A 23,775-nucleotide genomic window follows, 5' to 3' on the forward strand; every position below is an offset into this window, starting at 1 on the left:
TGGATCTCGTGCTACGACGAGCATGCGAGTGTGGCGAACCGGCTACGCGCGATCAGCTCACCCCAGATTGCGAACGCTTCGGCATTCTCGGCGCAGGTGGAGGCGGTCGCGACCGCCACCAGACCTGCCGCGATACTGCCCAAGCCGATGCCTGTCTGCCGCACCACCCGCGACAGCTCGACGAACGCGTCGTCCGGCGAGCACCCACGCAGACCGACCAGAATGCCGATCGCGGTGTCGATGACCTTCCGGGACGGGTCGGCCGTCGGATATCCGGTGTATCGCATACCCGGAATCATGGTCTGGGGCGCCCATCGATCCCACATATCGGCGCAGCGTGATTACTACTTTGGCCGAGCAGACGCAAACTTGCCCCAAATCAAGGGATTTGGGGCAAGTTTGCTGGGGCCGTTCCCGCTTGCGGGGACTGCTTGCGAGGCTAGGGTGAGCCCTCGGCGATCCGGCGGACCGCGTCGATGAACACGTCGATCTCCTCGAAGGTGTTGTAGAACGCGAACGATGGGCGCACCGTGGCCTCCAGCCCGAGCCTGCGCAGGATCGGTTGGGCGCAGTGATGCCCGGCGCGCACGGCGATACCCTCGGCATTGAGCGCCTTGCCGACCTCGAGCGGCTCATGCCCGGCCAGCACGAAGGACAGCACGCTGGCCTTCTCGTCGGCCGTGCCCACCAGACGCACCCCCGGGATGGCCGCCAGGCGCGGGGTGGCGTACTCCAGCAGCGCGTGTTCGTAGGCGGCGATGCGGTCGATACCGACCCGCTCGACGTAGCGCAGCGCTTCACCGAGCCCGACCGCGTCGGCGATGTTGCCGGTGCCGGCCTCGAACTTGTTCGGCGGCCCCTGATACAGCGAGCGTTCCAGGGTGACGTCGGCGATCATGTTCCCGCCACCCTGCCACGGCGGGGTTTCGGCCAGCGCGTCCTCACGTCCGTAGAGCGCCCCGATACCGGTCGGCCCGTAGATCTTGTGACCGGAGAACACAAAGAAATCGGCCCCGGTCTCCGCCACGTCGATCGCGATGTGCGGGATCGACTGCGCACCGTCGATGAGCACACGCGCGCCGTACCGGTGACCGAGTTCGACGATCGTCTTGACCGGAGTGACGGTGCCCAGCGCATTCGAAACCTGGGTCGCAGCAACCAGTTTCGTTCGTGGACCGAGCAGATCCTCGAATTCGCTCAACAGTAGATTGCCCGCATCGTCCACCGGCGCCACCTTCAGGACCGCGCCGGTCTGTTGCGAAATGAGCTGCCACGGAACGATATTGGCGTGATGCTCCAGGTGGGTGATGACGATCTCGTCGCCCGGCCCCAGGTGTTTGCCGCCCCAGGCGTAGGCCACCAGGTTGATGGCCTCGGTGGTGCCGCGGACGAAGATGATCTCCTCGGCCTTCGACGCGCCGATGAACCGCCGCACCGCCTCGCGGGCATCCTCGTAGGCGTCGGTTGCCCGGGCCGCCAATTCATGCGCGGCCCGGTGGATGTTGGAGTTCTCGTGGGCGTAGAAGTACGCCAGCCGATCGATCACCGACTGTGGCTTCTGGGTGGTCGCCGCGTTGTCGAACCAGATCAACGGCTTGCCGTTGACTGTCTCCCGCAGGATCGGGAAGTCGGCACGGATCGCGTTGACGTCGAAGATCTCGTGATTGTCGGGTAATGCCGGGGTCGGCTCCGCGGGTGCCGTCGGCGTCTGCAGGAAGTAATAGCCCGCGGCGTCGTCGGACGGCGCGGGCGAACCCGCCCAGCGCAGATCCGGCACCGTGGGCACGGCGCCCGGCCAGACGGGAGCGGATCCACGTCCCTGGGGCGAGCGCAGCGACGGGGAATGTGTGGGCGACGGTGGCGCCGATGGCGGGCCACCGGCCAGCACCCCAGGCACCGTCGAGACCAGGCCCGTCGGTACTGCGAAGGCCTCCAGTCCGCCGATGGGGGCGACCGGGCTGGCCGCACTCCCGCGAGGCGCGACCGGGACGACACCCGGAATGCCTTCGGGTTCAGGTGAAGTCGGCGCCTGTAGAAGAACGTCAGGCACCGAGACGAAAGCCGGGGGAGTGGCCGGATGCGCCAGACCGGCCGCGGTGCTGCCTGCCGACGACGCCGCCGTAGCATCCGGGGCCACCCCGCGCGGCGCCACCTGGGTGGTCGCCGGCGGGCTGTCCGGACCGGGCCGGATGGTCGTGGCGTAGAGCTGCGTCGCCAGCACGGCCAACTCGGCCGCGCTGATCGGCAGGTCGCTTTCCGCGTCTATCGACCGATACTCTTTCCCGTCGCTTCGCTCGCCCCGATATTCACTCGTACTCATGGAAATGGTCCACTCCGACGTCCTCGAGGACCGCCAGCGCGTCGTCGGTGAGCACCGCCAGTGACGAATACAGCGTCACCAGATAGGACGCGATCGCCGACCGGTTGATGCCGGTGAAACGCACCGACAGGCCCGGGGCCTGCTCGCCGACCAGCCCGGGCTGGAACAGGCCCACCACGCCTTGGCGCTCCTCACCGGTGCGCACCAGGATGAACTTGGTCTTGCCGTCTTCGACCGGGACCTTGTCCGACGGCACGATCGGGATGCCGCGCCACGTGATGAACTGGGCGCCGAACAGGCTGACCACTGGCGGCGGCACACCCCGGCGGGTGGCCTCCCGGCCGAACGCGGCCACACCCAGCGGATTGGTCAGGAAGAACGCCGGGGTCTTCCACACCTTGGTGATCAGCGAGTCCAGGTCGTCGGGCGTCGGGGTGCCACGCAGGGTCTGGATGGTCTGCTCAGGAGTCACCTGGGACAGCAACCCGTATTCGGGGTTGTTGACCAGCTCGTGCTCCTGGCGTTCCTTGATGGTCTCGATGGTCAGGCGCAGCTGCTGGGCCACCTGATCGTGCGGGCTGGAGTAGAGGTCCGACACCCGGGTGTGCACGTCGAGCAGCGTCGAGATCGAGCGCAGCGTGTACTCCCGCGGGCTGGTCTCGTAGTCGACATAGGTCTCGGGCAGGGGCTCCTCGGTGCCGGTGCCCTCTTCGGCGTGGATCGCCACCTGCTCGGGATTGACCACCCGGTTCACCCGGTAGACGCCGGCCTCCACAGGCACCCAGCTGAGCAGATGCAGCAGGAACCGCGGCGTGATTGTCGATAGCTGCGGAACTGTCTTGGTCGCGTTGGCAAGCTGCCGTGCGGCGAGATCGCCAAGCGCCTGGGATTCGTTCTGTGCCGACGTCATGTGGCCCCTCCGACTGGTCTGAAGTGCGGGTGCGGCGGCAACGATACGGCCTGTCACCGCTTTCGACAGGGTTAGCGCGCAAACCGATTCAAACCTGTCACGCCGATGTGAACTGGGCATTAAGCCGTGTGTGCCGTATGGTGTGGGCATGGCTCACGACGGATCGATGCGCTCTGGTATGGCGCGCGCCTTCGTCGTGCTCTGTTGTTGTTGTTGATTTTCTGACGCCGGCCCCCGCGTTTCAGGCCCGCCCCTATCTGGCGGTGCGTCGATTCGCGCTTTTCTCAGCCACCAGAAAGCCAACCCGCAATGCCTGTTCTGCCTGTACTTGCTCCCATCTCGACCCCTGTTGCCGTGCGACGCCGCGTGCGTGCCCGCGACGTCGAGATCGCCCGGATGACGCGATACCGCGGCGGTACGTATTCGCCGACGGTCGACACCATCGTGTTCGCCGACGGCTCCACCGCACGTACCGATCTGATCAGGCTCAACCCGAACATCGATGCCTACTCGGTGGACTTCACCGGGGTGGCGCCGACGACACCGTCGCGCTACCGGCCGGCGAACTGGTCGGCGGTGCCGAACCTGGCGGCGCGGACCCATGAGGCCGAGGTCGACTGGATCATCCGCAATTCGTATCCGACCCTGGGCACGGCCGAATTGAGTCGTCGGCTGCGCGCGGCCGGGCGGCGGCTCGGCGCGCATCTGGCCGAGCACGAGGCGATCGCCGCCACCCAGGCCGCCATCTGGCACTTCACCAACGGACTGGATTTGGACACCCGTCCGTTGAATGTGCCTGTGGCGCAACGCCGCGAGCCCGGCGCCATCGTGTTCGAATTCGACGGCGATCCGCAATTGGGCGGATACACCGTCGAATTGGCCGCCGATTCGCCCGTCTCGCTGCTGCTGCAGAAATCGGCTGACGGGATCGAGTGGCGCGACGTCGCCGCATCCGGGCTCAATATCGATGCGGGACAAGGCAGTTACCGCAAGGCCCTCGGCATCGGCAGCACCACGGCCGCGACGCGCCCGGGTCGTCGTCATCAGGGCTACCGCTTTTATCGGCTGCACATCGTCGCCGCGGCGACCGTCGAGGTCGCGTCGGTCACGTTCTGGCTCAACGGTTCCGGGCACTACCGCAACGCCCAACGCGTGGTCGCCCTCTATCAATACCTGCTCGCCGGGGCTGCCGCCGCGCGCCGGGCGACCGTGGTGCCCGTACTGGATTCCGAGCGGGCGGTCCTCGACGCCGGAGTGCTCGGGCCTTTCCGCCTCGACGCGACCGACCGCGCGGCACTGTCGGTTTCGGCCGGAACCGTCGTCGACGCCGACGGCGCCGTGATCGACGGAGCCGTCACCCCGGGAACCGACTTCTACCTGCGCCCGGGCCACGCCGCGGGGCGGGTGACCCTGACCGCGAGCGTGCCTGCCGCCACCGACGGTTTCGGTGGCCGGGTGATCACCGGCGTCGCCTACGACGACAGCCGATTCACGCCGGTCGCGCTGGCCGTGCCGGCGCCGACCGTCATCGAGTTCGAGATCAGCTTCTGAGCCGGACTTACATAGGTGCGTTCGCGGGCTGGAAGACACCCGAGCTGTCCGACTCCTCTTCCGCGCGGATGACGTGCACGACCGCGTTGATCAGTGCCAGGTGGGTGAACGCCTGCGGGAAGTTGCCGAGGTGGCGACCGGTGCGCGGTTCGATCTCCTCGGCGTAGAGATGCAGCGGACTGGCGAACGACAACAACCGCTCGCACAGGTGCTTGGCCCGGCTCACCTCGCCGATCTCGACCAGTGCAGAGACCAACCAGAACGAGCAGATGGTGAACGTGCCCTCCTCGCCGGAGAGTCCGTCGTCGGTCTCGTCGGTGCGGTAGCGCAGGACCAGCCCCTCCTCGGTGAGCTCGTCGGCGATGGCCAGCACCGTCGCGCGCACCCGGGGGTCGTCGGGCGGCAGGAACCGGGTCAGCACCGTCAGCAGCAGTGACGCGTCCAGCGCGTCGTCCCCGTAGCGCTGGGTCAAGACGCCACGCTTGTCCACGCCGTTGGCCAGCACATCGGCCTTGATCTCCTCGGCGATCGCCCGCCATTGCTGGGCGTAGCTCTTCTCGCCCTGCAACTCGGCGAGCTTCGAACCGCGGTCCAGAGCGACCCAACACATGATCTTGCTGGAGGTGAAGTGCTGTGGCTCGCCGCGTACCTCCCAGATCCCGCGGTCGGGTTCGCGCCAGTGCTTGATGGCCTCTTCGACCTGATTCTTCAGAACCGGCCACAGCGCCTCGGGTATCTGCTCGCGCGACTTGGCGTGCAGGTACACCGAATCCAGCATGGTGCCCCAGATGTCGTGCTGGCGCTGGTTGTATGCGCCGTTGCCGATGCGGACCGGCCGGGCGTTGTCATAGCCGGACAGGTGGTGCAGTTCCTCCTCGACGAGGCTGCGTTCCCCGCCGACGGCGTACATCACCTGCAGGGGATGCCGTTCGCCGTTGTTCGCTCCCGACACATCGGCGATGAAGGAGAAGAAGTCGTCGGCCTCCCGGTCGAGGCCCAGCGTGTAGAGGCCCCACAACGCGAACGTCGAATCGCGGATCCAGGAGTAGCGGTAATCCCAGTTGCGTTCGCCCTGCGGGGTTTCCGGCAGTGACGTGGTGGGCGCAGCGAGCAGGGCACCGGTGGGCGAGTAGGTCAGGCCTTTGAGCGTCAGTGCGCTGCGCTGCAGGTAGGACCGCCACGGATGGTCGGGGAAGTCGCCGACATTGATCCACTGCCGCCACGACTCGCTGGTCTTCCACATCTTGTCGGCGGCCTCGTCGTACGTCTGCGGCGCCGGATGCTTGGACCACGACAGCGCGACGAACACGTTGTCACCCTCGGTGAGCCGGGTGCGGGCGCGGGCCTCTCGGCCCTCCAGACCGATACGCAGGTTGGTGGTGAGCCGCAGCGTGGGATGCGAATCGGGATTGCGGCTCGCCCGCGCGATGGCCTCGCCGTAGGCGGGGCCGGAATACTCCCACGCCGCACTGACGCGGTGATAGTCGAACGACGGCTCGCAGCTCATCACCATCTCGACCGTTCCGCTCACGCAGCGCACCGTGCGCAGCAGGATGTGCTCGGCGTCCCAGTCCATGGGCGTGCGCCGGTGAGTCCGCGAGCGGGTGTCGATGTCGTGCCACGGGCCCATCACCAGGGCGTCGCGGACGATCACCCAGCCGGTGTGGGTCTGCCAGGTGGTCTCGAGGATCAGGCTGCCGGGCAGATAGCGCCGTGCCGCAGGCACCGTCACGCCGTACGGTCCGAGCCGGAAATGGCCGGCGCCGCGGTCGAGGATTGCACCGAACACGCTGGGGGAGTCGGGGCGTGGCACGCACAGCCACTCGACCGACCCGGCCGACGAGATCAGGCAGGTGTTCTCGCAGTCCGACAGGAACGCGTAGTCGGCGATCGGTGGGAACGGGTTCCGCAGCGCATTACTTCCGGTGTACGGAACGGGTGCCGTGACGGTGAAGGGCGCGTCGGCTTCTTGGATGGCTTGCTGGACATCCTTGGGCGACACGCCCTCGCCGGGCTCGGTCTGTTGCAGAACCATCCGCACATCATCGACCGCCGGTACCTGCGTCGTCTACCCGAGTGGCGCGTGTCGAAGGTAACTGCTCAACACGGATGATTTGGCGCCATCTCGTACTCTGGCCGCATGGGCGCACTCCTGAGTTGGTGGGACGGCGTCGAGCTGTGGTTGACCGGATTGGGTTTCGTGGCTCAGACGGCTGTGGTGATGCCGGTGGTGCTGGCGCTGGCCTACGGCATCGCGGTGTTGCTGGACGGTGCATTGGGGCAGGGCATCAACGGTCTGCACCGGCTGCGCCGTACCAAAGAGGACGATGAATTGGACGTTGTATGAATGGGATGCCCCGGTCGCGGGTGACGCTTGCGCTGGTTTTGCTCGTCGTGCTCGTCATCGTCGCCTGGTTGCTGGCGCGCTGACGTCGGAGCGCTCGGCGAGCGCGTCCGGCGGATTCTGTTATTCTTCGCCCATGCAGACAGCGACCGGTGCGACAGAGGGCCACATCGTGGCGCTCATCGCCGTGGGTTCTTGCGCTGTTGCTGACGTCGACTGTTGTCGCTGACCCCAACCCGTCCGCGGTTTGGTGTCGGTAACGGCTGTTCTCTGTCCGGATACTGATCCTGCGCCTTGCCGTTGTGACGGACTCGTACTGTCCGCCAGTTGCAAGGAAGGTTCTCAGTGCTTAAATCGCTCCTCCCGTCCGCAGTGCTCGATACCGGGTTCAACATCAAAAATGTCTGGCGCAGCGCCGCCGTATTGGCAACCACCGGAGCGCTGGTCGTTGGCTGTGGTGGCGGTGCCAGCGACGTCGCGGGCGGTGACAAGACCGCAGGCACCAAGACCACGCTGACGCTGGTCGCGTACGCGGTGCCCGAACCCGGCTGGAGCAAGATCATCCCCGCGTTCGCCGCGACCGACGAGGGCAAGGGCGTCGGTGTGACGCCGTCCTACGGCGCCTCGGGCGACCAGTCGCGGGCCGTGGTCGACGGAAAGCCGGCCGACATCGTCAACTTCTCGGTCGAACCGGACGTCACCCGTCTGGTCAAGGCGGGCAAGGTCGCCGACGACTGGAACGCGGGCAACACCAAGGGCATCCCGTTCGGCTCGGTGGTGTCGCTGGTCGTGCGCAAGGGCAACCCCAAGGGCATCAAGGACTGGGACGACTTGCTCAAGCCCGGTATCGAGGTGGTCACCCCCAGCCCGCTGAGCTCTGGCTCGGCCAAGTGGAACCTGCTCGCGCCGTACGCCGCCAAGAGCAACGGCGGCAAGGACACCGCAGCGGGCATCGACTTCGTCAGCAAGCTGGTCACCGAGCATGTCAAGACGCGCCCGGGCTCGGGCCGGGAGGCCACCGACGTGTTCTTGCAGGGCACCGGTGACGTGCTGATCAGCTACGAGAACGAGGCCATCAACGTCGAGCGGCAGGGTAAGGATGTCGAGCACATCAACCCGCCCACCACGTTCAAGATCGAGAACCCGGTCGCGGTGGTGAAGACCAGCGCCCACGCCGAGCAGGCCAACGCGCTGAAGAACTTCCTGTACACGCCGGAAGGGCAGAAGCTGTGGGCCGAGGCCGGCTTCCGGCCCGTGGATCCGGCGGTCGCCGCGGACTTCGCCAAGGACTTCCCGACGCCGGAGAAGCTGTGGACCATCGCTGACCTGGGCGGTTGGAAGACAGTCGACCCGGCCCTGTTCGACAAGGACAATGGGTCGATCACCAAGATCTACAAGCAGGCGACTGGATGACCGCTTCAGCCGAGACCGATTCGGCGTCCGTGAACACGCCGGGGGATTCCGCTCCCGGCGTGTTCCGCGGCCGCTACGGCACGACCTCCTTGCGGGTCGGCGCGGCATCGATCTGGCTGAGCGTCATCGTGCTGCTGCCCCTGGCCGCCATCGTGTGGCAGTCCGTGGGCGGCGGGTGGACGGCGTTCTGGCAGGCCGTCACCTCCAACGCCGCCCTGGATTCGTTCCGGGTGACGCTGTCCATCTCCGCCGGGGTCACGGTGATCAACCTGGTGTTCGGGCTCATGGTGGCGTGGGTGCTCACGCGCGACGACTTCCCGGGTAAGCGCATCGTCGACTCGGTGATCGACCTGCCGTTCGCGCTGCCGACCATCGTCGCCAGCCTGGTGATGCTGGCCCTGTATGGGCCGGCGAGCCCGGTCGGGCTGCACCTGCAGCACACCAAATGGGGTGTGGGGGTCGCGCTGCTGTTCGTCACACTGCCGTTCGTGGTCCGCTCGGTGCAGCCGGTGCTGCTCGAATTGGACCGCGAGACCGAGGAGGCGGCCGCGTCCTTGGGTGCGGGCAACCGCGTCATCTTCACCACGGTGATCCTGCCGTCACTGTTGCCGTCGCTGTTGTCCGGCGCCGGGCTGGCGTTCTCCCGCGCGATCGGCGAATTCGGGTCGGTCGTGCTCATCGGTGGCGCCGTGCCGGGCGAGACCGAGGTGTCCTCACAGTGGATCCGCACCCTCATCGAGAACGACGACCGTACCGGCGCGGCCGCGATCTCGATTGTGCTGCTGGTCATCTCGTTCTTCATCCTGCTGGTGTTGCGGACCGTCGGGTCGCGCGCCGCCCGTCGTGAGGAGCTGTCGGCATGACGTTGTCACCGTGGTTCCGTCTTCTGGTGCGGTACCTGGCGCTGGCCTACGTCGGCGTTCTGGTCATCGTGCCGGTCGGGCTGATCCTGTGGCGTACGTTCTCACCGGGTATCGGCACGTTCTTCGCCTCCGTCGGCACTCCGGCAGCCATATCGGCGCTGCAGTTGTCGTTGCTGGTGGTGGCGATCGTGGTGCCGCTCAACGTGTTGTTCGGTGTGCCGACCGCACTGGTGTTGGCCCGCAACAGGTTCCGGGGCAAAAGTGCCCTGCAGGCCGTGATCGATCTGCCGTTCGCGGTGTCGCCGGTGGTGGTCGGTGTGGCGTTGATCCTGCTGTGGGGTTCGGCCGGGTTGTTCGGATTCGTCGAGCGGGACCTCGGCGTCAAGATCATCTTCGGCTTCACGGGCATTGTGCTGGCGAGCATTTTCGTCACCGTTCCGTTCGTCATCCGTGAGGTCGAACCGGTGCTGCACGAGATCGGCACCGACCAGGAGGAGGCGGCCGCCACACTGGGGTCCAGTTGGTGGCAGACGTTCTGGCGCGTCACCCTGCCGTCCATCCGCTGGGGACTGACCTACGGTGTCGTGCTCACCGTGGCCCGCACGCTCGGCGAGTTCGGCGCGGTGATCATGGTGTCGTCCAACCTGCCGGGAACATCGCAGACGCTGACCCTGCTGGTGGCCGACCGCTACACGCGAGGCACCGCCGACTCGGTGTACGGCGCGTATGCAGTTTCGACGTTGTTGATGGCCGTGGCCGTCATCGTGCTGGTGGTCCAGGTGCTCCTCGACCGCCGGCGGACCGGGACCGAGCAGTAGGCCCGAGAAGGAGCTAAGAGCTATGACCGACGCGATCGTCGTTCGGGGCGCCAACAAGCACTATGGGGATTTCGCGGCACTGGACAACATCGATTTCGAGGTGCCGCGCGGCTCGCTGACCGCCCTGCTGGGGCCGAGTGGCTCAGGCAAGTCGACGCTGCTGCGGGCCATCGCCGGCCTCGACCAGCCCGACACGGGCACCATCACCATCAACGGCAAGGACGTCACCGGTGTGCCGCCGCAGCGGCGCGGGATCGGTTTCGTGTTCCAGCACTACGCCGCGTTCAAGCACCTGACGGTGCGCGACAACGTGGCCTTCGGCCTCAAGATCCGCAAGCGGCCCAAGGCCGAGATCAAAGAGAAGGTCGACAATCTGCTGGAAGTGGTGGGGCTGAGCGGTTTCCAGACGCGCTACCCCAACCAGCTCTCCGGTGGCCAGCGTCAGCGCATGGCGCTGGCCCGGGCACTGGCGGTCGATCCGCAGGTGCTGCTGCTCGACGAGCCGTTCGGCGCTCTCGACGCCAAGGTGCGTGACGATCTGCGGGCCTGGCTGCGGCGCCTGCACGACGAAGTGCATGTGACCACAGTGCTGGTCACCCACGATCAGGCCGAGGCGCTGGATGTGGCCGACCGCATCGCGGTGCTCAACAAGGGCCGTATCGAGCAGATCGGGTCGCCCACCGAGGTTTACGACGAACCGGCCAACGCGTTCGTGATGTCGTTCCTCGGGGCGGTGTCGGAGCTCAACGGAATCATGGTGCGCCCGCACGACATCCGGGTCGGGCGCAATCCCGAGCTGGCGATCGCGGCGGGGGACGGCACGGCCGAGGCCACCGGCGTGCTGAGGGCGACCATCGACCGCATCGTCATGCTCGGCTTCGAGGTGCGCGTCGAACTCACCAGCGCGGCCAACAATGTGCCGTTCACCGCGCAGATCACGCGTGGTGACGCCGAGGCGCTCGGGCTGCGGGAGGGTGACACGGTCTACGTCAGGGCCACGCGGGTACCGCAGATCGCCGGGGACGTACAGACCGTGAGTGGCGCCGAGGTCGAAGCGCTCACCGCCACCTGACGGGCCTCAGGCCAGAGCCAGGAAGAGCTTTTCGAGCTGTGCCACGTCCAAAGTCTCGGACCCGTCGGGATGTTCGGTCGTGACGCACTCGCGCAGGCCGGTGGCAACGATCTTGAACCCGGCGCGATCCAATGCGCGGGACACCGCGGCGAGCTGGGTCACGACGTCCTTGCAGTCGCGGCCCTGTTCGATCATCGATATCACGCCGGCGAGCTGGCCCTGGGCCCGGCGTAAGCGGTTGAGCACGGCTGCAATGGCTTCCTGATCACCAACCATGGTGTGCCTCTTTCGAAGTCGATAAGGTCCTGGTTTTCATGGTACCCGTAGGGGTATCTGTGTGGGTCATGTCGCGGCCGCCGCCCGGCTCCACAGCCGGTTGAGTGGGCACCACGTGAATCGGCTGCAGGCGTACCGGTAGCCGCCTGCGGCCACGGTCAGGCCCGCGACGGCGATGCCGACCACAGGGTGGACCTGCTCGGCGAGGATCACCGATGCCATCACCAGCACGAACCAGCCGAACGCCGCGCGCAACACGTCGGCGTCGACCCGAGCGGTCAGCCGGGCACCGACCAGGCTGCCCACCACCGCGGCGGCGGTCACGATCGCGGCCATCTTCCAGTCGACACTGAGCGTGGTCACCTGCCCGGCCAGGCCGGCCAGTGCGTTCATCGCGATGACCAACAGTGAGGTGCCGACCGCGACGGGCATGGTCAGCCCGGCCAGCAGCGCCAGCGTGGGCACAACGATGAAACCGCCTCCGGCGCCGATGATTCCGGTCAACAGCCCGACCGCCGCCCCGAGCGTCAAGGCCTTGCCGATCGGCGTGCGGTGCGGCGCGGGCGCAGGCGTGACGGGCGTGCGGCGGCGCCGAAGCATCGCAACAGCCGATGCGATCATCATCACGGCGAACGCGATCAGCAGCAGCGAGCCGGGCAGCAGATGGCCGAGTCGGCCACCGGCGTAGGCGCCTGCCATGCCTGCCGCCCCGAACAACAGACCGCTGCGCCACTGGACGCGGCCGGCGCGGGCGTGGCTGACGGTGCTGACCGTGCTGGTGACACCCACCACCAAAAGCGATGTGGCAATCGCCTGTTTGGCGTCCATGCCTGCGACGTAGGTCAGCAGCGGCACCATCAGGATGGATCCGCCACCGCCCAACAGGCCCAGAGATATCCCGACCAGCGCGGCGAGCACCACGGTCAACGCGATCATGATGCTCAACAGGCCTTACAGGATTGGTTGTACGGCAACTTCGCCAGCAACATGCCCATAGTGCAGGTGTTGGTCACCGCAGCGGTGGCCAACCCGGCGCCGATACCTGCGGCCACCCACTTCAGTTTCGGTGCGGCGAGGCTGCCGAGGATGCTGCCCAGCACCAGGGAGCCGGCCACCAGCCGGACCTGACGCTCCAGGTCCCAACGCTGGGTGCCCCGGCGGGTGTCGAAACCCATGTTCTGCCAGGCGGTCATCCCGCCGTCGAGGACGCGTACGTTGGTCAGTCCAGCGTCGCGCAGTGCCTCCTCGGCGGTGCTCGCACGCTGACCTGACCGGCACACCAGCACGATGTCGTCGGCGACGTAGCCGGCGATCTCGTCGCGATGTTCACGCAACAGATCCAGCGGCACGTTGTAAGCGCCTGGGATGTGGACGGTTTCGAACTCGGCGGGGGTGCGGACGTCGATCATCCTGGGCGCGCGGCCGTGTTTCAAGAGTTCGTTGAGTTCCGGTGAGGTGACTGTCGACCGGGTGGACATCTGGGTGTTCTCCTGTAGGTGTTGGCTGGAGCGGTAACGTGTTTGGGCGGCGATCAGGCCAGGCCCTTGAGCATCAAGTTCCAGTACAGGGCGGGCAGCCCGTACTTCTTGAGGTACCAGTAGCTGCGGTGCGGAACGGCCGGATCGAGGCCCGGGATGGACGGGGTGAGCTGCATCGAGTAGTCGAATTCGGCCAGCAGCATGTCGTGCGCCGAGGTGACGATCGGGCACGAGGCATACCCGTTGTACGCGGCGGTCAACGGCCGTCCGGCCAGTACCGCCTCGATGTTGTCGACCACCACCGGTGCCTGCTTGCGAATGGCCGCACCGGTTTTCGAGTTCGGCGACGAACCGGCGTCGCCCAGGGCGAAGACGTTGGAGTACCGGACGTGCTGCATGGTGTGCTTGTCAATGTCGACGTAGCCGTTCGGGTCACCGCCGGTGTACGCGGTCGACAGCGGGCTCTTCTTGATCCAGTCCGGCGCCGACTGGTGCGGTACGGCGTGCAGCATGTCGTAGGAGAGGATGGTCTCGGTGCCTGCCGTGCCGACAGGTGCAAGGGTGACCTTGCGGCCCGCGGCGTCGATCGAGCGGAGTTCGGTACCGGTGTGCAGGTGGATGCCGTAGTCGGCGATGACCTTTTCCAAGCTGTCCGCGATGGCATCGATGGCGAAGATTCGCGGCGTGGGTACCACCAGGTGGATGTCGATGTCGTCGAGCACGCCGGTCCTGCGCCAGTAGTCGGCCGCGAGATAGGCGATCTTCTGCGGGGCGCCACCACATTTGATCGGGCCGGTCGGCATGCTGAACACCGCTGTGCCCGAGGTCGTGTTGCGGATGAGCTCCCACGTGCGGGGGGCGAGGTCGAACCGGTAGTTCGACGAAACCCCGTTCTTGCCAAGCGTTTCGGCGAGTCCCTCGGTGCGGTCCCAATCCAGCTGGATGCCCGGGCAGACCACCAGCACGTCGTAGGAGTACGAGACGCCGTCGGCGCAGGTGACGGTGTTGCGTTCGGGATCGAAGGTCTGCGCCGCCGAGTGGATCCACACCGCACCCTTCGGCAGCACGGAGGCCATCGGGCGAGCCGTCTGCTGCGCCTGTGCCTGCCCACCGCCGACGAGAGTCCACAGCGGCTGGTAGTAGTGCGTGTCCGACGGTTCGACGATCGCGACGTCGCGGTGGCCCTTGCGGAGCAGGCGGGCCGCGACGGTGATGCCGGCGGTTCCGCCACCGATGATGAGGATCTCGTGCTTGGTGGTCATGTCAAAGCTCTTTCTGTTCAGGCGTTCTGGGTTGCGTCGGTCCACGCGGTGTAGCCTCCGACGATGTCGCTGACATCGGCGAAGCCGCGTTGGCGTAGGAGGCTCGCGGCCACCGACGAGCGGTAGCCGCCTGCGCAATACACGACGGTCGGTGCGTTCGGGTCGAGTTCGCCGACCCGGTCGGGCAGCTGGCGCACCGGGATGTTAACGGCGCCGGGGATCATGCCGGCAGCGGCCTCACCCCTGTTGCGGACATCGACGATCTGCAGGCCGTCGATCTGGGCGGCCCGCTGCCCGAAGTCCGCCGCGGTCAGCCGGGATGCGACGCGCACGTCGTCGCGATGCTCGAAGATGGTCCGTTCCGGATCGGCGAGATAGCCGATCACGCGGTCGAATCCGATGCGGGCGAGGCGGTTCTTGCCCTCCAGCTCCTGTCCGGGCGCGGTGACCAGGACGATGTCGGTGTCGGGGCGGACCACCGAACCCGCGAATTCCGCGTAGCGGCCGGCCAATCCGATGTTGATGGCGCCACGCAGATGGCCCTGCGCGAACTCCTCGGGGCTGCGTCCGTCGATCAGCATTGCGCCGCGGGCCAGGGCAGCCGTGGCCTGCCGGTAATCCATGGCGGGCGGTAGCTCGGCTTCGTGGAGCAGGGCGCGGTCTTTGCGGTTCAGGATCGCGTCGTAGACGAAGTACCCCGGTGCCGGCGGCTGGCCCTCGGTCACCAGATCGATGAAGGTTTGCTTGTCGGGGGCGCGCAGCGCGTAGTTGGTGCGCTTCTGGTCGCCGATGGTCGAAGACAGGTCGGCGGACAGGTTCTTGCCGCACGCCGATCCGGCGCCGTGTGCGGGGTAGACGCGGGTGGCGTCGGGCAGCGGCATGAGTTGTTCGTGCAGCGACGTGTAGAGACTCTCGGCCAGCTCCGTGGCGGTGAAGCCGATCGAGGCGAGCAGATCGGGCCTGCCGACATCGCCGATGAACAGGGTGTCACCCGTGAGCACGCCGTAGGGCGCTGCGCCGGGGTGTTCGTACACCACGATGCTCATCGATTCCGGGGTGTGGCCGGGTGTGTGACGAAACTCCAGCGACACCTCTCCGAGTGAAATGCGTTGGCCGTCTTCGACTCCCATGAAATCGAACTCGGGTGCGGCGACCGACGAGTACACGATGGTCGCGCCTGCGGCGTCGGCCAGCTCGAGGTGTCCGGACACGAAGTCGGCATGGAAGTGGGTTTCGATGACCAGTTCGATCCGCAGGCCGAGTTCCGCTGCGTCGGCGAGGTACTCCGCGATGTCGCGTTGCGGGTCGACGACGACGGCGCGCCCGGTGGTCTCGTCGCCGATCAGGTACGACGCGTGCGACAGGCAGTCCAGGTAGTACTGGATGAACTTCATTCTTCGTTCCTTTGCTTCGACCCTGGGTTCCTATACCCATGGGGGTATACATCTGCCAACGACTATACCCCCGATGGTATTTCTGTCAATGTCGCCGGATCGGCCCTGTCCTTGTGATTTGCCCGGTTCAACCGGCTGAATATCAAGGTATGGGACCCGGTACGGGCGGCGGATCGGGCGAAAGGTGTGTTTGCGCCAGACGCCTATGGGTCAAATCATGCAGATGTGCAGCAGGCGACGCCCGTGGAGGCATATCTCGACACGGGGAGGGGTGGAGCTGGGGCGCGACGCGGTCAGATCAGGCGGCGAAGTCGGCGCTGCCGGCAGCCAGGGCTTCCTCGTAGCGGTCCAGCACGGTGGCCGCGACGAGGCGGTGCGGGCCGAGCGGCTCTGCCATCGGAATCCCTGCGGCGCAAGCGAACTCGGCGACCCGATCGGTGATCCTGCCGTGCGCCAGGAACCACGGCGCGATCACCAGGCGCTGCGCGCCGCGGGCGCGCAGGCGCTCGACGGCCTCGGGCAGGGAGGGGGTTTGGCCGGTCGCGAAGGCGACCTGAACGCCGGCCCAGCGGGTGCCTTCGGCCAGCGTGTCGGCCAGCGCGGCGGTGCGGGCATTGGCCGCCGGATGTGACGAGCCCACGCTGGTCAGCAGCACGCCGAGCTCGCTGTCGAAGCGGGACACCCCCAGCGCCGCGAGTCGCTCCCGCATCACCTGCAGCAGCCGGGGGTCTTCACCGAGGACGTCGGCCTGGATGACGTCGGCCCCCGACTCGGCGATCAGCGCGGGAATGTCGGTACGAGCGTGATAGGCACTGGCCAGCAGCAGCGGCACCACGACCGAACCGGCCGCGGCGTCGGGCAGCACATCGGTCAGGATCGGCGCGTTCTGCTCGCAGAACGCCACCTGCACCGAGGTATCCGGCAGCAGGCGCCGCAGATGTCCCGCGATGGCATGGGCATTGGCCGCCGATCGGGGATCTTTGCTGCCGTGGGCGGTCAGCACCAGCGATGTCACGACGCGTGCAGCCCGCATTCTGTCTTGGCCTGCCCGGCCCAGCGGCCGCTGCGCGGATCGGCACCCGCGGCCGGCTTGCTGGTGCACGGGGCGCATCCGATGGACGGATAGCCTTCGTAGACAAGGGGATTGACGAGGATGTCGTTGGCCTCGATGTAGGCCTGCATCTGCTCGTCGGTCCACGCCGCGATCGGATTGATCTTCACCAGGCCGAAGGCGGCGTCCCAGCTGATCAGTGGCGCGTTGGCCCGCGTCGGCGCCTCCACCCGGCGGATGCCGGTCACCCAAGCCGAGTAGCCGGCGAGCGCCTTGCTCAGCGGCTCGACCTTGCGCAACCGGCAGCATTCGCCGGCGTCGCGCGCGAAGAGGTCCTTACCGAGCAGCTCATCTTGCTGGGCGACGGTGTGCTCGGGGCGCACATTGACCACGTTCACGCCGTATACCTGCTCGACGGCATCGCGGGTGCCGATCGTCTCGGCGAAGTGGTAGCCGGTGTCGAGGAACAACACGTCGACGCCGGGACGCACCTTCGCGGCCATCTCGACCAGCACCGCGTCCTGCATGTTGGACGCGACCACATAGTTGCCCGCGAAGTGCTTGTCGGTCCAGCGCAAGAGCTCCTCGGCCCTGGCGTCGGCCAGTTCGGCCGCACCGCGCTCGGCAAGTTCCTTCAGCTCGGTCTCAGTCAACCCACTCACCTCAAGTCCGCCTCGTCGGCCCGTAGGGCCCACTGGGCGAAACGCTCGCCGGCTTCCCGTTGTTTCACGAAGTTGCGGACAACCCGCTCGATGTAGTCGCCGAGCTCGGTAGCCAGCACCTTGTGCTGTCGCAGCTTGCGTCCGAAACCGCTGTCCAGGCCGAGGCTGCCGCCCAGGTGGACCTGGAAGCCTTCCTCGGGGCCGTTTCCATCGTCGATCATCTGGCCCTTGAACCCGATGTCGGCAATCTGGATGCGGGCACATGAGTTGGGGCAGCCGTTGAGATTCACGGTGACCGGCACGTCCAGCTCGGCGTTGAGATCGCTGAGCCGGGCCTCCAGCTCGGGCACCAGCGACTGCGCGCGTACCCGGGTTTCGGCGAAGCTCAGCTTGCAGTACTCGATGCCCGTGCAGGCCATCAGGTTGCGGCGCCAGTGCGACGGCCGGACCTGCAGGCCAAGGGCTTCCAGGCCGGAGGTCAGCTCGTCAAGCTTCTCATCGGGCACGTCGAGGATGATCAGCTTCTGATACGGGGTCAGGCGGACCCGGTCAGAGCCGGCAGCCTCGGCGAGGTCGGCGACCTTGGTCAGGATGGTGCCCGACACCCGACCCGCGATCGCGGCGACGCCGACCGCGTTGAGGCCGTTCTTCAACTTCTGCACGCCGACGTGGTCGATGGTGTGCGGCACCTGCTCGGGCGCCGGACCGTCGATGAGGGGGCGCTTGAGGTACTCGGTCTCGAGAACTTCCCTGAATTTCTCTACGCCCCAGTCCTTGACCAGGAACTTCAGCCGGGCCTTGGACCGCAGTCGGCGGTAGCCGTAGTCGCGGAAGATCGACGTGATGCCTTCCCAGACATCGGGCACTTCCTCCAGCGGTACCCACGCACCGAGCCGCTGGGCGAGCATCGGGTTGGTCGACAGCCCGCCGCCGACCCACACGTCCAGGCCCGGCCCGTGCTCGGGGTGGTTGACGCCGATGAATGCGATGTCGTTGATCTCATGTGCGACGTCCTGCAGGCCCGAGATGGCCGACTTGAACTTGCGCGGAAGGTTGGAGAACTCGGGGTTGCCGATGAAGCGTCGCACGATCTCGTCGACCGCCCAGCTCGTGTCGAGCACCTCGTCGAGGGATTCCCCGGCCAACGGGGAGCCGAGCACCACGCGCGGGCAGTCACCGCAGGCCTCGGTGGTCTGCAGGCCCACGGCTTCGAGGCGGCGCCAGATCTCCGGGACGTCCTCGACCCGGATCCAGTGGTACTGGATGTTCTCCCGGTCGGTGATGTCGGCGGTGTCCCTGGCGAACTCGGTGGAGATTTCACCGATGGTGCGCAGCGCGGCAGCCGACAGTGCGCCGCCGTCGCAGCGCACCCGCATCATGAAGTACTTGGCTTCCAGCAGGTCGGCGTTGTCGTCGCCGGTGAAGGTGCCGTCGTAGCCCTCCTCGCGCTGGGTGTAGAGGCCCATCCAGCGCATCCGGCCACGCAGGTCGGTCTTGTCGATGCTGTCGAAGCCCTGCTTGGAGTAGACGTCGAGGATGCGGGCCCGCACGTTGAGCGCGTCGTCCTCCTGTTTGAACACCTCGTTGGCGTTCAGCGGGTCGCGGCTACCCAGCGCCCACTGGCCTTCGTCGCGGGGCTTCTTCGCGGGGCGGGATTTGGCCTCAGTCTGGACTTCGGTCATGAGGGTGGCTCCTAGGCTGGAGCCGGCTACTGGATCGCGCGGGATCACCGGTGGGCTGTCCGGCGGCGCAGATCCGGCGGCCAGCTGAATGTATGAGGCGGGCGGGGTCCGAAATCAACGCAAGATCAAGGCAGACAGCAACAGCTACATACGCGCTTGAAGTCGACATGCCGCCGTGCCACCAGCAGAACGCGGGTGGTGCTGTTACGGGCGGGGGTCACGCCCGCTATTGTGCCACGATTGTCGCCACCTGCCCTAACCGGGCCATATTTGCGCTCGCGGTGAGCAAAAGTCGTCGCTGCACAAGTCTGGGAAAATTGTTCGCATGAGTACCCGTTCCGCGTCCGCAGGCCGGCTGTTCGGCATCTACATCCACGTGCCGTTCTGCGCGACCCGGTGCGGATACTGCGACTTCAACACCTACACGCCGGGTGAGTTGGGTGGCGCCAACCCCGACGGCTGGCTGGCCGCGCTGCGCATCGAACTGGCACTGGCCGCCGGCCAGGTCGGTGCCGTGCCGGTGCAGACCGTGTTCGTCGGCGGCGGCACGCCGTCGATGCTCGGCAGCGACGGGCTGGCCGCGGTGCTCGACGCCGTGCGGGACAACTTCACGCTCGCGCCCGGCGCCGAGGTGACCACCGAGTCCAACCCCGAATCGACGTCGCCGGAGTTTTTCCAGGGTCTGCGCGAGGCGGGTTACACGCGGGTTTCCCTCGGCATGCAGTCGGTGGTCCCACACGTTCTCGCGGTCCTGGACCGCACGCACTCGCCAGGCCGGGCGCTGGCCGCCGCCGCAGAGGCTCGTGCGGCCGGGTTCGACCACGTCAACCTCGACCTGATCTACGGCACCCCGGGCGAGTCGGACGACGATCTGCGGCGCTCCATCGACGCCGCCGTGCACGCCGGGGTCGACCACGTCTCGGCGTACGCGCTGGTGGTGGAGGACGGCACGGCATTGGCGCGGCGCGTGCGCAAGGGAGAGATCGCCGCACCCGACGACGATGTGCTCGCGCAGCGTTACGAGCTGCTCGACGCGCACCTCTCCGCCGCCGGATTCCAGTGGTACGAGGTGTCCAACTGGAGCAGGCCGGGGGGCGAGTGCCGGCACAACCTCGGCTACTGGCAGGGCGGGGAATGGTGGGGTGCCGGCCCGGGAGCGCACGGCTTCCTCGGGGCACGGCGCTGGTGGAACATCAAGCATCCCAACGCCTATGCCGAAGCCCTCGGCCGCGGTGAGCTGCCGGTCGCCGATTTCGAGGATCTCGACGCCGACGCCCGCCACACCGAGGACGTGATGCTGCGGCTGCGGCTGCGCGACGGCCTGGCGGTCGGCCTGCTCGATGGCGACGAGCGATCGCGGGTGCCGGGGCTGGTCGACGAGGGGCTAGTCGTCAGCGCCGACGAACGGCTGGTGCTGACCGACCGCGGCCGGTTGCTGGCAGACGGTGTGGTGCGCACGCTGCTGGCATAACGCGCATCACAGTGCCGACAGCGAGCGTAGCCCGCCGGGGTAAGCAAGGTTAGGCTACATTTACTTTCCGTGTCGAAGGTGAGCAGCGCGGCGTCCGAATCAGTCGAATCCATCGCCCTACCGCCGGGCGTGAACCCCATCGATCTGGTGGCCGAGCTGGCCCGGGCGCTTCCCGAACGCGACGGCGAGGACTACGTCGCCTATGAACGCGACGGCGAGTGGACGCTGGCCTTCGGTGTGCACGCCGTCATCGAACTCGACTCCGACGAGTTGCGGGTCATCCAGGACGGCGTCGTGCGCCGCCAAACATGGACCGGCAGGCCCGGGTCCGCGCTGGGTGAGGCCGTCGACCGGATGCTCTTGGAAACCGACCGGCTGTTCGGCTGGGTGGCCTTCGAGTTCGGTACCTACCGGTTCGGTCTGCAGCAGAAGCTGCCCCCGGGCACGCCGCTGGCCCGGGTCCTTCGGCCCCGAACCCAATTCATCATCTCTGCCGATCGAATCCGGTTGGTGGGCGCGGACGACCGGCAGATCGAGACACTTCGCCGACTTCTTGCCGAGGGGCCCGGGGACCTTCCGGCGGCCAGTGCGGTCGACGTCCGGCGCGATGCCGCGGGTTATCGCGGTCGCGTCGCCACCGCGATCGACGAGATCATCGGCGGGCGCTATCAGAAGGTCATCCTGTCGCGTCGGCTCGATGTGCCGTTCGCCGTGGACTTTCCGGCCACCTATCGGGTGGGCCGGCACCACAACACCCCCGCGCGGTCGTTCCTGTTGCACCTCGGCGGGATCCGGGCGCTGGGCTACAGTCCCGAACTGGTGGCGGCGGTGCGGGCCGACGGCACCGTGCTGACCGAACCGCTGGCCGGCACACGGGCTTTCGGGCTCGGACCGGACCATGACCGGGCCGCCCGCGAAGACCTCGAATCCAACCCGAAAGAGATTGTCGAGCACGCTATTTCGGTGCGCACCTCGGTGCAGGAGATCACCGAGGTGGCCGAGCCGGGTACCGCGGTGGTGCTGGACTTCATGACGGTGCGTGAGCGGGGGAGCGTCCAGCACCTCGGCTCGACGGTCGGCGGGCAGTTGCTCCGCTCGATGGACCGGATGGACGCGCTCGAAGCGCTGTTCCCGGCGGTCACCGCGTCCGGCATCCCCAAGGCCGAAAGTGTGGATGCCATCCTGCGTCTCGACGAGGGCCCACGCGGCCTGTATTCCGGTGCGGTGGTGACCTTTTCAGCTGACGGTGGCATGGATGCGGCCCTGACGCTGCGTTCGGCCTACGAATCGGATGGCCGTACGTGGCTGCGTGCCGGTGCGGGCATCATCGCGGACTCCACGCCCGAGCGTGAGTTCGAGGAGACCTGCGAGAAGCTCACGACGGTCGCGCCGCACCTGGTGCCGCGCGGCTGAGTTTCATCGAAACGGACGTCAGGGTTGCTCTCACGCGCCGAGAACAACCCTGACGTCCGTTTCGCGTGAGTTACTGCGTCAGCTGGGCCAGGATCGCCTTCTTGTCGATCTTGCCGACGGCCGTGGTGGGCAGCGTCGGCACCGGCACCAGCACATCGGGCCGGGCATGTGACGCCACACCGCGCCGCTCGAGGTGGCTGTGCAGTTCGGCCAGAGACACCGGTGCTCCGGTGAAAACCACGGCAGCGCAGATCTTCTCGCCCAGATAGTCGTCGGGAAGCGGGACAGCGGCGGCTGACCAGACCGCGGGGTGGGTGAGCAGATGCTCCTCGAGGTCCAGCGCCGACACGTTCTCCCCGCCGCGTAGGATGACGTCCTTGATCCGCCCGGTGACCTCCAGGTACCCGGCCTGGTCGCGCCGCACCCGGTCGCCGCTGCGGTAGAAACCATCCGGGGTGAACGACCGCTCGTTGGCGGCCGGGGCGTTGAAGTACCCGTTGATGGTGTACGGCCCGCGCACCAACAGTTCGCCTTCCTCGCCGGGGGCCACCTCGTGGCCGTCCTCGCTGACGACGCGTACCTCGTCGGCGGGGCACAGCGGCTTGCCCTGCGTGGTCTCCACGATCTCGGCGGGATCGCCGATGCGGGTGTAGTTCAGCAGGCCCTCGGCCATGCCGAACACCTGCTGCAGCCCCGGCGTCAGGCGGTCCCGCACCAGCCGCGCATCGTCGGCGGCCAGCTTGGCGCCGCCGACTTGCAACAGCCGCAACGACTTCGGTGCCAACGGTTCCCAATCGCAGGCCTGTGCCCAGAGTTTCGCCAGTGCGGGCACCAGCGCGGTGACGGTGACGCCGTGGGCGTCGATCGCGGCAAACGCGGCCTCCGGGCTGGGATCGGCGGTGAACACCGTTGTGGCGCCGACGCTGAGCGCACCCAGCAGCCCGGGGCACGCGAGCGGGAAATTGTGCGCGGCCGGCAATGCCACCAGATAGACGTCGTCCTGTCGAAGTCGACACAGCTCGGCGCTGGCGGTGCAGTTGTAGACGTAGTCCTGGTGGGTGCGGGGAATCAGCTTGGGAGCCCCCGTGGTCCCACCGGACACGAGCAGCAGCGCCGGGCCGGCGAGGTCCTGGTCGATCTGCGGGACGGCGCCGGTGCTCGTGCGCGACACCGTCGTCCACGACAGAAACCCCTCCCGCTTCTCCGGCAGGTCGCCGTGCACCAGCACGTGGCGCACATGCGGATGTGCCGCCACGAGTTCGGCCGCCATCGTGCGGTAGTCGAATCCGCCTGCGGTATCTGCGATCAGTAGCGCCACGGCTGCACTCACCTCGGCGAAGTGTGCGAGCTCGGCGAGCCGGTGGCCGGGCAGGCACATCACCGGCACTGCGCCGGCCCGCAGCAACCCGAACAACGCGACCGCGAATTCAGCGGAATTGGGCAGTTGCAGCAGCACCCGATCACCCGGCCGGATGCCCAGATCCGCGAGCCCGGCTGCGGCGCGATCGGCGAGTGCGTCGAGCTCGGCGAAGGTGTGGGTGTCGGTGTGATCGGCGATCGCGGTTCTGTCCGGCCACTGCTCGGCGGCATCGCGCAACAGTGAATCCAGGCGTCGATCAACCCAATAACCCGCTGCGCGATATGCCTGCGCGCGGTCGGCGGGAAAAGCGGTGAAGCCCTGGCGCAATGCCGATTGAGCTGCGGATTCGGATGGCTGAGCAGTGGTCGGAGTCACGTCGAGGCACCTCGGGGTAGGCGTGTTCGGTCACTCGAATATAGGGTAGCCTCCACAAAG

At 67.2% G+C, this 23,775-nt stretch carries 23 protein-coding genes; 9 read left to right on the top strand and 14 right to left on the bottom strand.

The annotated features are described in order from the left end of the window. Positions 1 to 11: 11 nt before the first annotated feature. From RMCB_RS01040 to RMCB_RS01050, 3 genes are all read right to left on the bottom strand, one after another. A complete protein-coding gene (locus RMCB_RS01040) occupies positions 12 to 287 on the bottom strand; it encodes an ANTAR domain-containing protein (RefSeq protein WP_062827311.1) in 276 nt (91 codons plus the stop codon). 152 nt (positions 288 to 439) lie between these two features. Then, positions 440 to 2,320, bottom strand: coding sequence for a family 2A encapsulin nanocompartment cargo protein cysteine desulfurase (locus RMCB_RS01045; RefSeq protein WP_062827270.1), 1,881 nt, complete (start codon positions 2,318 to 2,320; stop codon positions 440 to 442). Further along, positions 2,307 to 3,230 carry a family 2A encapsulin nanocompartment shell protein gene (locus RMCB_RS01050; protein WP_062827271.1) on the bottom strand — a complete coding sequence of 308 codons (924 nt, stop codon included), beginning with the start codon at positions 3,228 to 3,230 and terminating at the stop codon, positions 2,307 to 2,309. Before RMCB_RS01050 ends, RMCB_RS01045 begins: the two co-directional genes overlap by 14 nt. 309 nt (positions 3,231 to 3,539) lie before the next feature. Between RMCB_RS01050 and RMCB_RS01055 the strand changes: the two genes are divergently transcribed. Beyond that, positions 3,540 to 4,781 (top strand): thioester domain-containing protein, encoded by a 1,242-nt coding sequence (locus RMCB_RS01055; RefSeq protein ID WP_062827272.1) that lies wholly within the window; start codon positions 3,540 to 3,542, stop codon positions 4,779 to 4,781. Positions 4,782 to 4,788: 7 nt separating this feature from the next. Here the strand turns inward: RMCB_RS01055 and RMCB_RS01060 are convergent, their stop codons facing one another. After that, positions 4,789 to 6,756, bottom strand: a complete 1,968-nt coding sequence (locus RMCB_RS01060) for a glycoside hydrolase family 15 protein (protein ID WP_407662092.1) — start codon at positions 6,754 to 6,756, stop codon at positions 4,789 to 4,791. A 165-nt stretch (positions 6,757 to 6,921) separates the two neighbouring features. On the opposite strand from RMCB_RS01060, the gene RMCB_RS01065 reads away from it, so the two are divergent. The 6 genes from RMCB_RS01065 to RMCB_RS01085 all read left to right on the top strand — a co-directional run bounded on the left by RMCB_RS01065 (position 6,922) and on the right by RMCB_RS01085 (position 11,291). Beyond that, positions 6,922 to 7,128 carry a hypothetical protein gene (locus tag RMCB_RS01065; RefSeq protein WP_029367232.1) on the top strand — a complete coding sequence of 69 codons (207 nt, stop codon included), beginning with the start codon at positions 6,922 to 6,924 and terminating at the stop codon, positions 7,126 to 7,128. Positions 7,129 to 7,261: 133 nt separating this feature from the next. Further along, positions 7,262 to 7,354: an Ms4533A family Cys-rich leader peptide gene (locus RMCB_RS36930; protein WP_407662090.1), complete on the top strand. Its 93-nt coding sequence runs from the start codon at positions 7,262 to 7,264 to the stop codon at positions 7,352 to 7,354. 143 nt (positions 7,355 to 7,497) lie between these two features. Next, complete coding sequence (locus tag RMCB_RS01070) at positions 7,498 to 8,538, top strand: sulfate ABC transporter substrate-binding protein (protein WP_062827274.1); 1,041 nt, start codon at positions 7,498 to 7,500, stop codon at positions 8,536 to 8,538. Next, complete coding sequence (gene cysT, locus RMCB_RS01075; RefSeq protein WP_062827275.1) at positions 8,535 to 9,401, top strand: sulfate ABC transporter permease subunit CysT; 867 nt, start codon at positions 8,535 to 8,537, stop codon at positions 9,399 to 9,401. The genes RMCB_RS01070 and cysT overlap by 4 nt, the downstream gene beginning before the upstream one ends. Further along, the gene (cysW, locus tag RMCB_RS01080) at positions 9,398 to 10,219 is read left to right on the top strand and encodes a sulfate ABC transporter permease subunit CysW (RefSeq protein WP_062827276.1); all 822 of its coding nucleotides are present in this window, start codon (positions 9,398 to 9,400) and stop codon (positions 10,217 to 10,219) included. The genes cysT and cysW overlap by 4 nt, the downstream gene beginning before the upstream one ends. A gap of 22 nt (positions 10,220 to 10,241) precedes the next feature. Further along, positions 10,242 to 11,291 (top strand): sulfate/molybdate ABC transporter ATP-binding protein, encoded by a 1,050-nt coding sequence (locus tag RMCB_RS01085; protein WP_062827277.1) that lies wholly within the window; start codon positions 10,242 to 10,244, stop codon positions 11,289 to 11,291. 6 nt (positions 11,292 to 11,297) lie between these two features. Here the strand turns inward: RMCB_RS01085 and RMCB_RS01090 are convergent, their stop codons facing one another. The 9 genes from RMCB_RS01090 to RMCB_RS36935 all read right to left on the bottom strand — a co-directional run bounded on the left by RMCB_RS01090 (position 11,298) and on the right by RMCB_RS36935 (position 19,317). Beyond that, on the bottom strand, positions 11,298 to 11,567 hold the full coding sequence (locus tag RMCB_RS01090; protein ID WP_029367227.1) for a metal-sensitive transcriptional regulator: 270 nt from the start codon (positions 11,565 to 11,567) through the stop codon (positions 11,298 to 11,300). A 66-nt stretch (positions 11,568 to 11,633) separates the two neighbouring features. Continuing rightward, entirely contained in the window at positions 11,634 to 12,503 is an 870-nt protein-coding gene (locus RMCB_RS01095) for a sulfite exporter TauE/SafE family protein (protein ID WP_062827278.1), read from the bottom strand. 5 nt (positions 12,504 to 12,508) lie between these two features. After that, a complete protein-coding gene (locus RMCB_RS01100) occupies positions 12,509 to 13,045 on the bottom strand; it encodes a rhodanese-like domain-containing protein (RefSeq protein WP_062827279.1) in 537 nt (178 codons plus the stop codon). A 53-nt stretch (positions 13,046 to 13,098) separates the two neighbouring features. Then, complete coding sequence (locus tag RMCB_RS01105; protein WP_062827280.1) at positions 13,099 to 14,307, bottom strand: NAD(P)/FAD-dependent oxidoreductase; 1,209 nt, start codon at positions 14,305 to 14,307, stop codon at positions 13,099 to 13,101. Positions 14,308 to 14,324: 17 nt separating this feature from the next. After that, positions 14,325 to 15,701 carry an MBL fold metallo-hydrolase gene (locus RMCB_RS01110; RefSeq protein ID WP_062827281.1) on the bottom strand — a complete coding sequence of 459 codons (1,377 nt, stop codon included), beginning with the start codon at positions 15,699 to 15,701 and terminating at the stop codon, positions 14,325 to 14,327. Between the two features lie 298 nt (positions 15,702 to 15,999). Next, positions 16,000 to 16,734: a sirohydrochlorin chelatase gene (locus RMCB_RS01115; RefSeq protein ID WP_062827282.1), complete on the bottom strand. Its 735-nt coding sequence runs from the start codon at positions 16,732 to 16,734 to the stop codon at positions 16,000 to 16,002. After that, entirely contained in the window at positions 16,713 to 17,414 is a 702-nt protein-coding gene (locus RMCB_RS01120) for a phosphoadenylyl-sulfate reductase (RefSeq protein ID WP_062827283.1), read from the bottom strand. The genes RMCB_RS01115 and RMCB_RS01120 overlap by 22 nt, the downstream gene beginning before the upstream one ends. Further along, positions 17,411 to 19,096, bottom strand: a complete 1,686-nt coding sequence (locus RMCB_RS01125) for a nitrite/sulfite reductase (protein ID WP_062827284.1) — start codon at positions 19,094 to 19,096, stop codon at positions 17,411 to 17,413. The genes RMCB_RS01120 and RMCB_RS01125 overlap by 4 nt, the downstream gene beginning before the upstream one ends. Positions 19,097 to 19,221: 125 nt before the next feature. Continuing rightward, positions 19,222 to 19,317, bottom strand: coding sequence for an Ms4527A family Cys-rich leader peptide (locus tag RMCB_RS36935; protein ID WP_407662091.1), 96 nt, complete (start codon positions 19,315 to 19,317; stop codon positions 19,222 to 19,224). 104 nt (positions 19,318 to 19,421) lie between these two features. Between RMCB_RS36935 and hemW the strand changes: the two genes are divergently transcribed. Both hemW and RMCB_RS01135 read left to right on the top strand, forming a co-directional pair. Beyond that, on the top strand, positions 19,422 to 20,567 hold the full coding sequence (gene hemW, locus RMCB_RS01130) for a radical SAM family heme chaperone HemW (protein WP_062827285.1): 1,146 nt from the start codon (positions 19,422 to 19,424) through the stop codon (positions 20,565 to 20,567). 69 nt (positions 20,568 to 20,636) lie between these two features. Continuing rightward, entirely contained in the window at positions 20,637 to 21,980 is a 1,344-nt protein-coding gene (locus tag RMCB_RS01135) for a salicylate synthase (RefSeq protein ID WP_062827286.1), read from the top strand. Positions 21,981 to 22,050: 70 nt separating this feature from the next. On the opposite strand, the gene RMCB_RS01140 is transcribed toward RMCB_RS01135, so the two are convergent. Then, positions 22,051 to 23,715 (bottom strand): (2,3-dihydroxybenzoyl)adenylate synthase, encoded by a 1,665-nt coding sequence (locus RMCB_RS01140; protein WP_062827287.1) that lies wholly within the window; start codon positions 23,713 to 23,715, stop codon positions 22,051 to 22,053. Positions 23,716 to 23,775 lie beyond the last annotated feature (60 nt).

It is taken from the genome of Mycolicibacterium brisbanense (assembly GCF_001570425.1).
In the GTDB taxonomy this organism is placed as follows: Bacteria; Actinomycetota; Actinomycetes; order Mycobacteriales; family Mycobacteriaceae; genus Mycobacterium; species Mycobacterium brisbanense.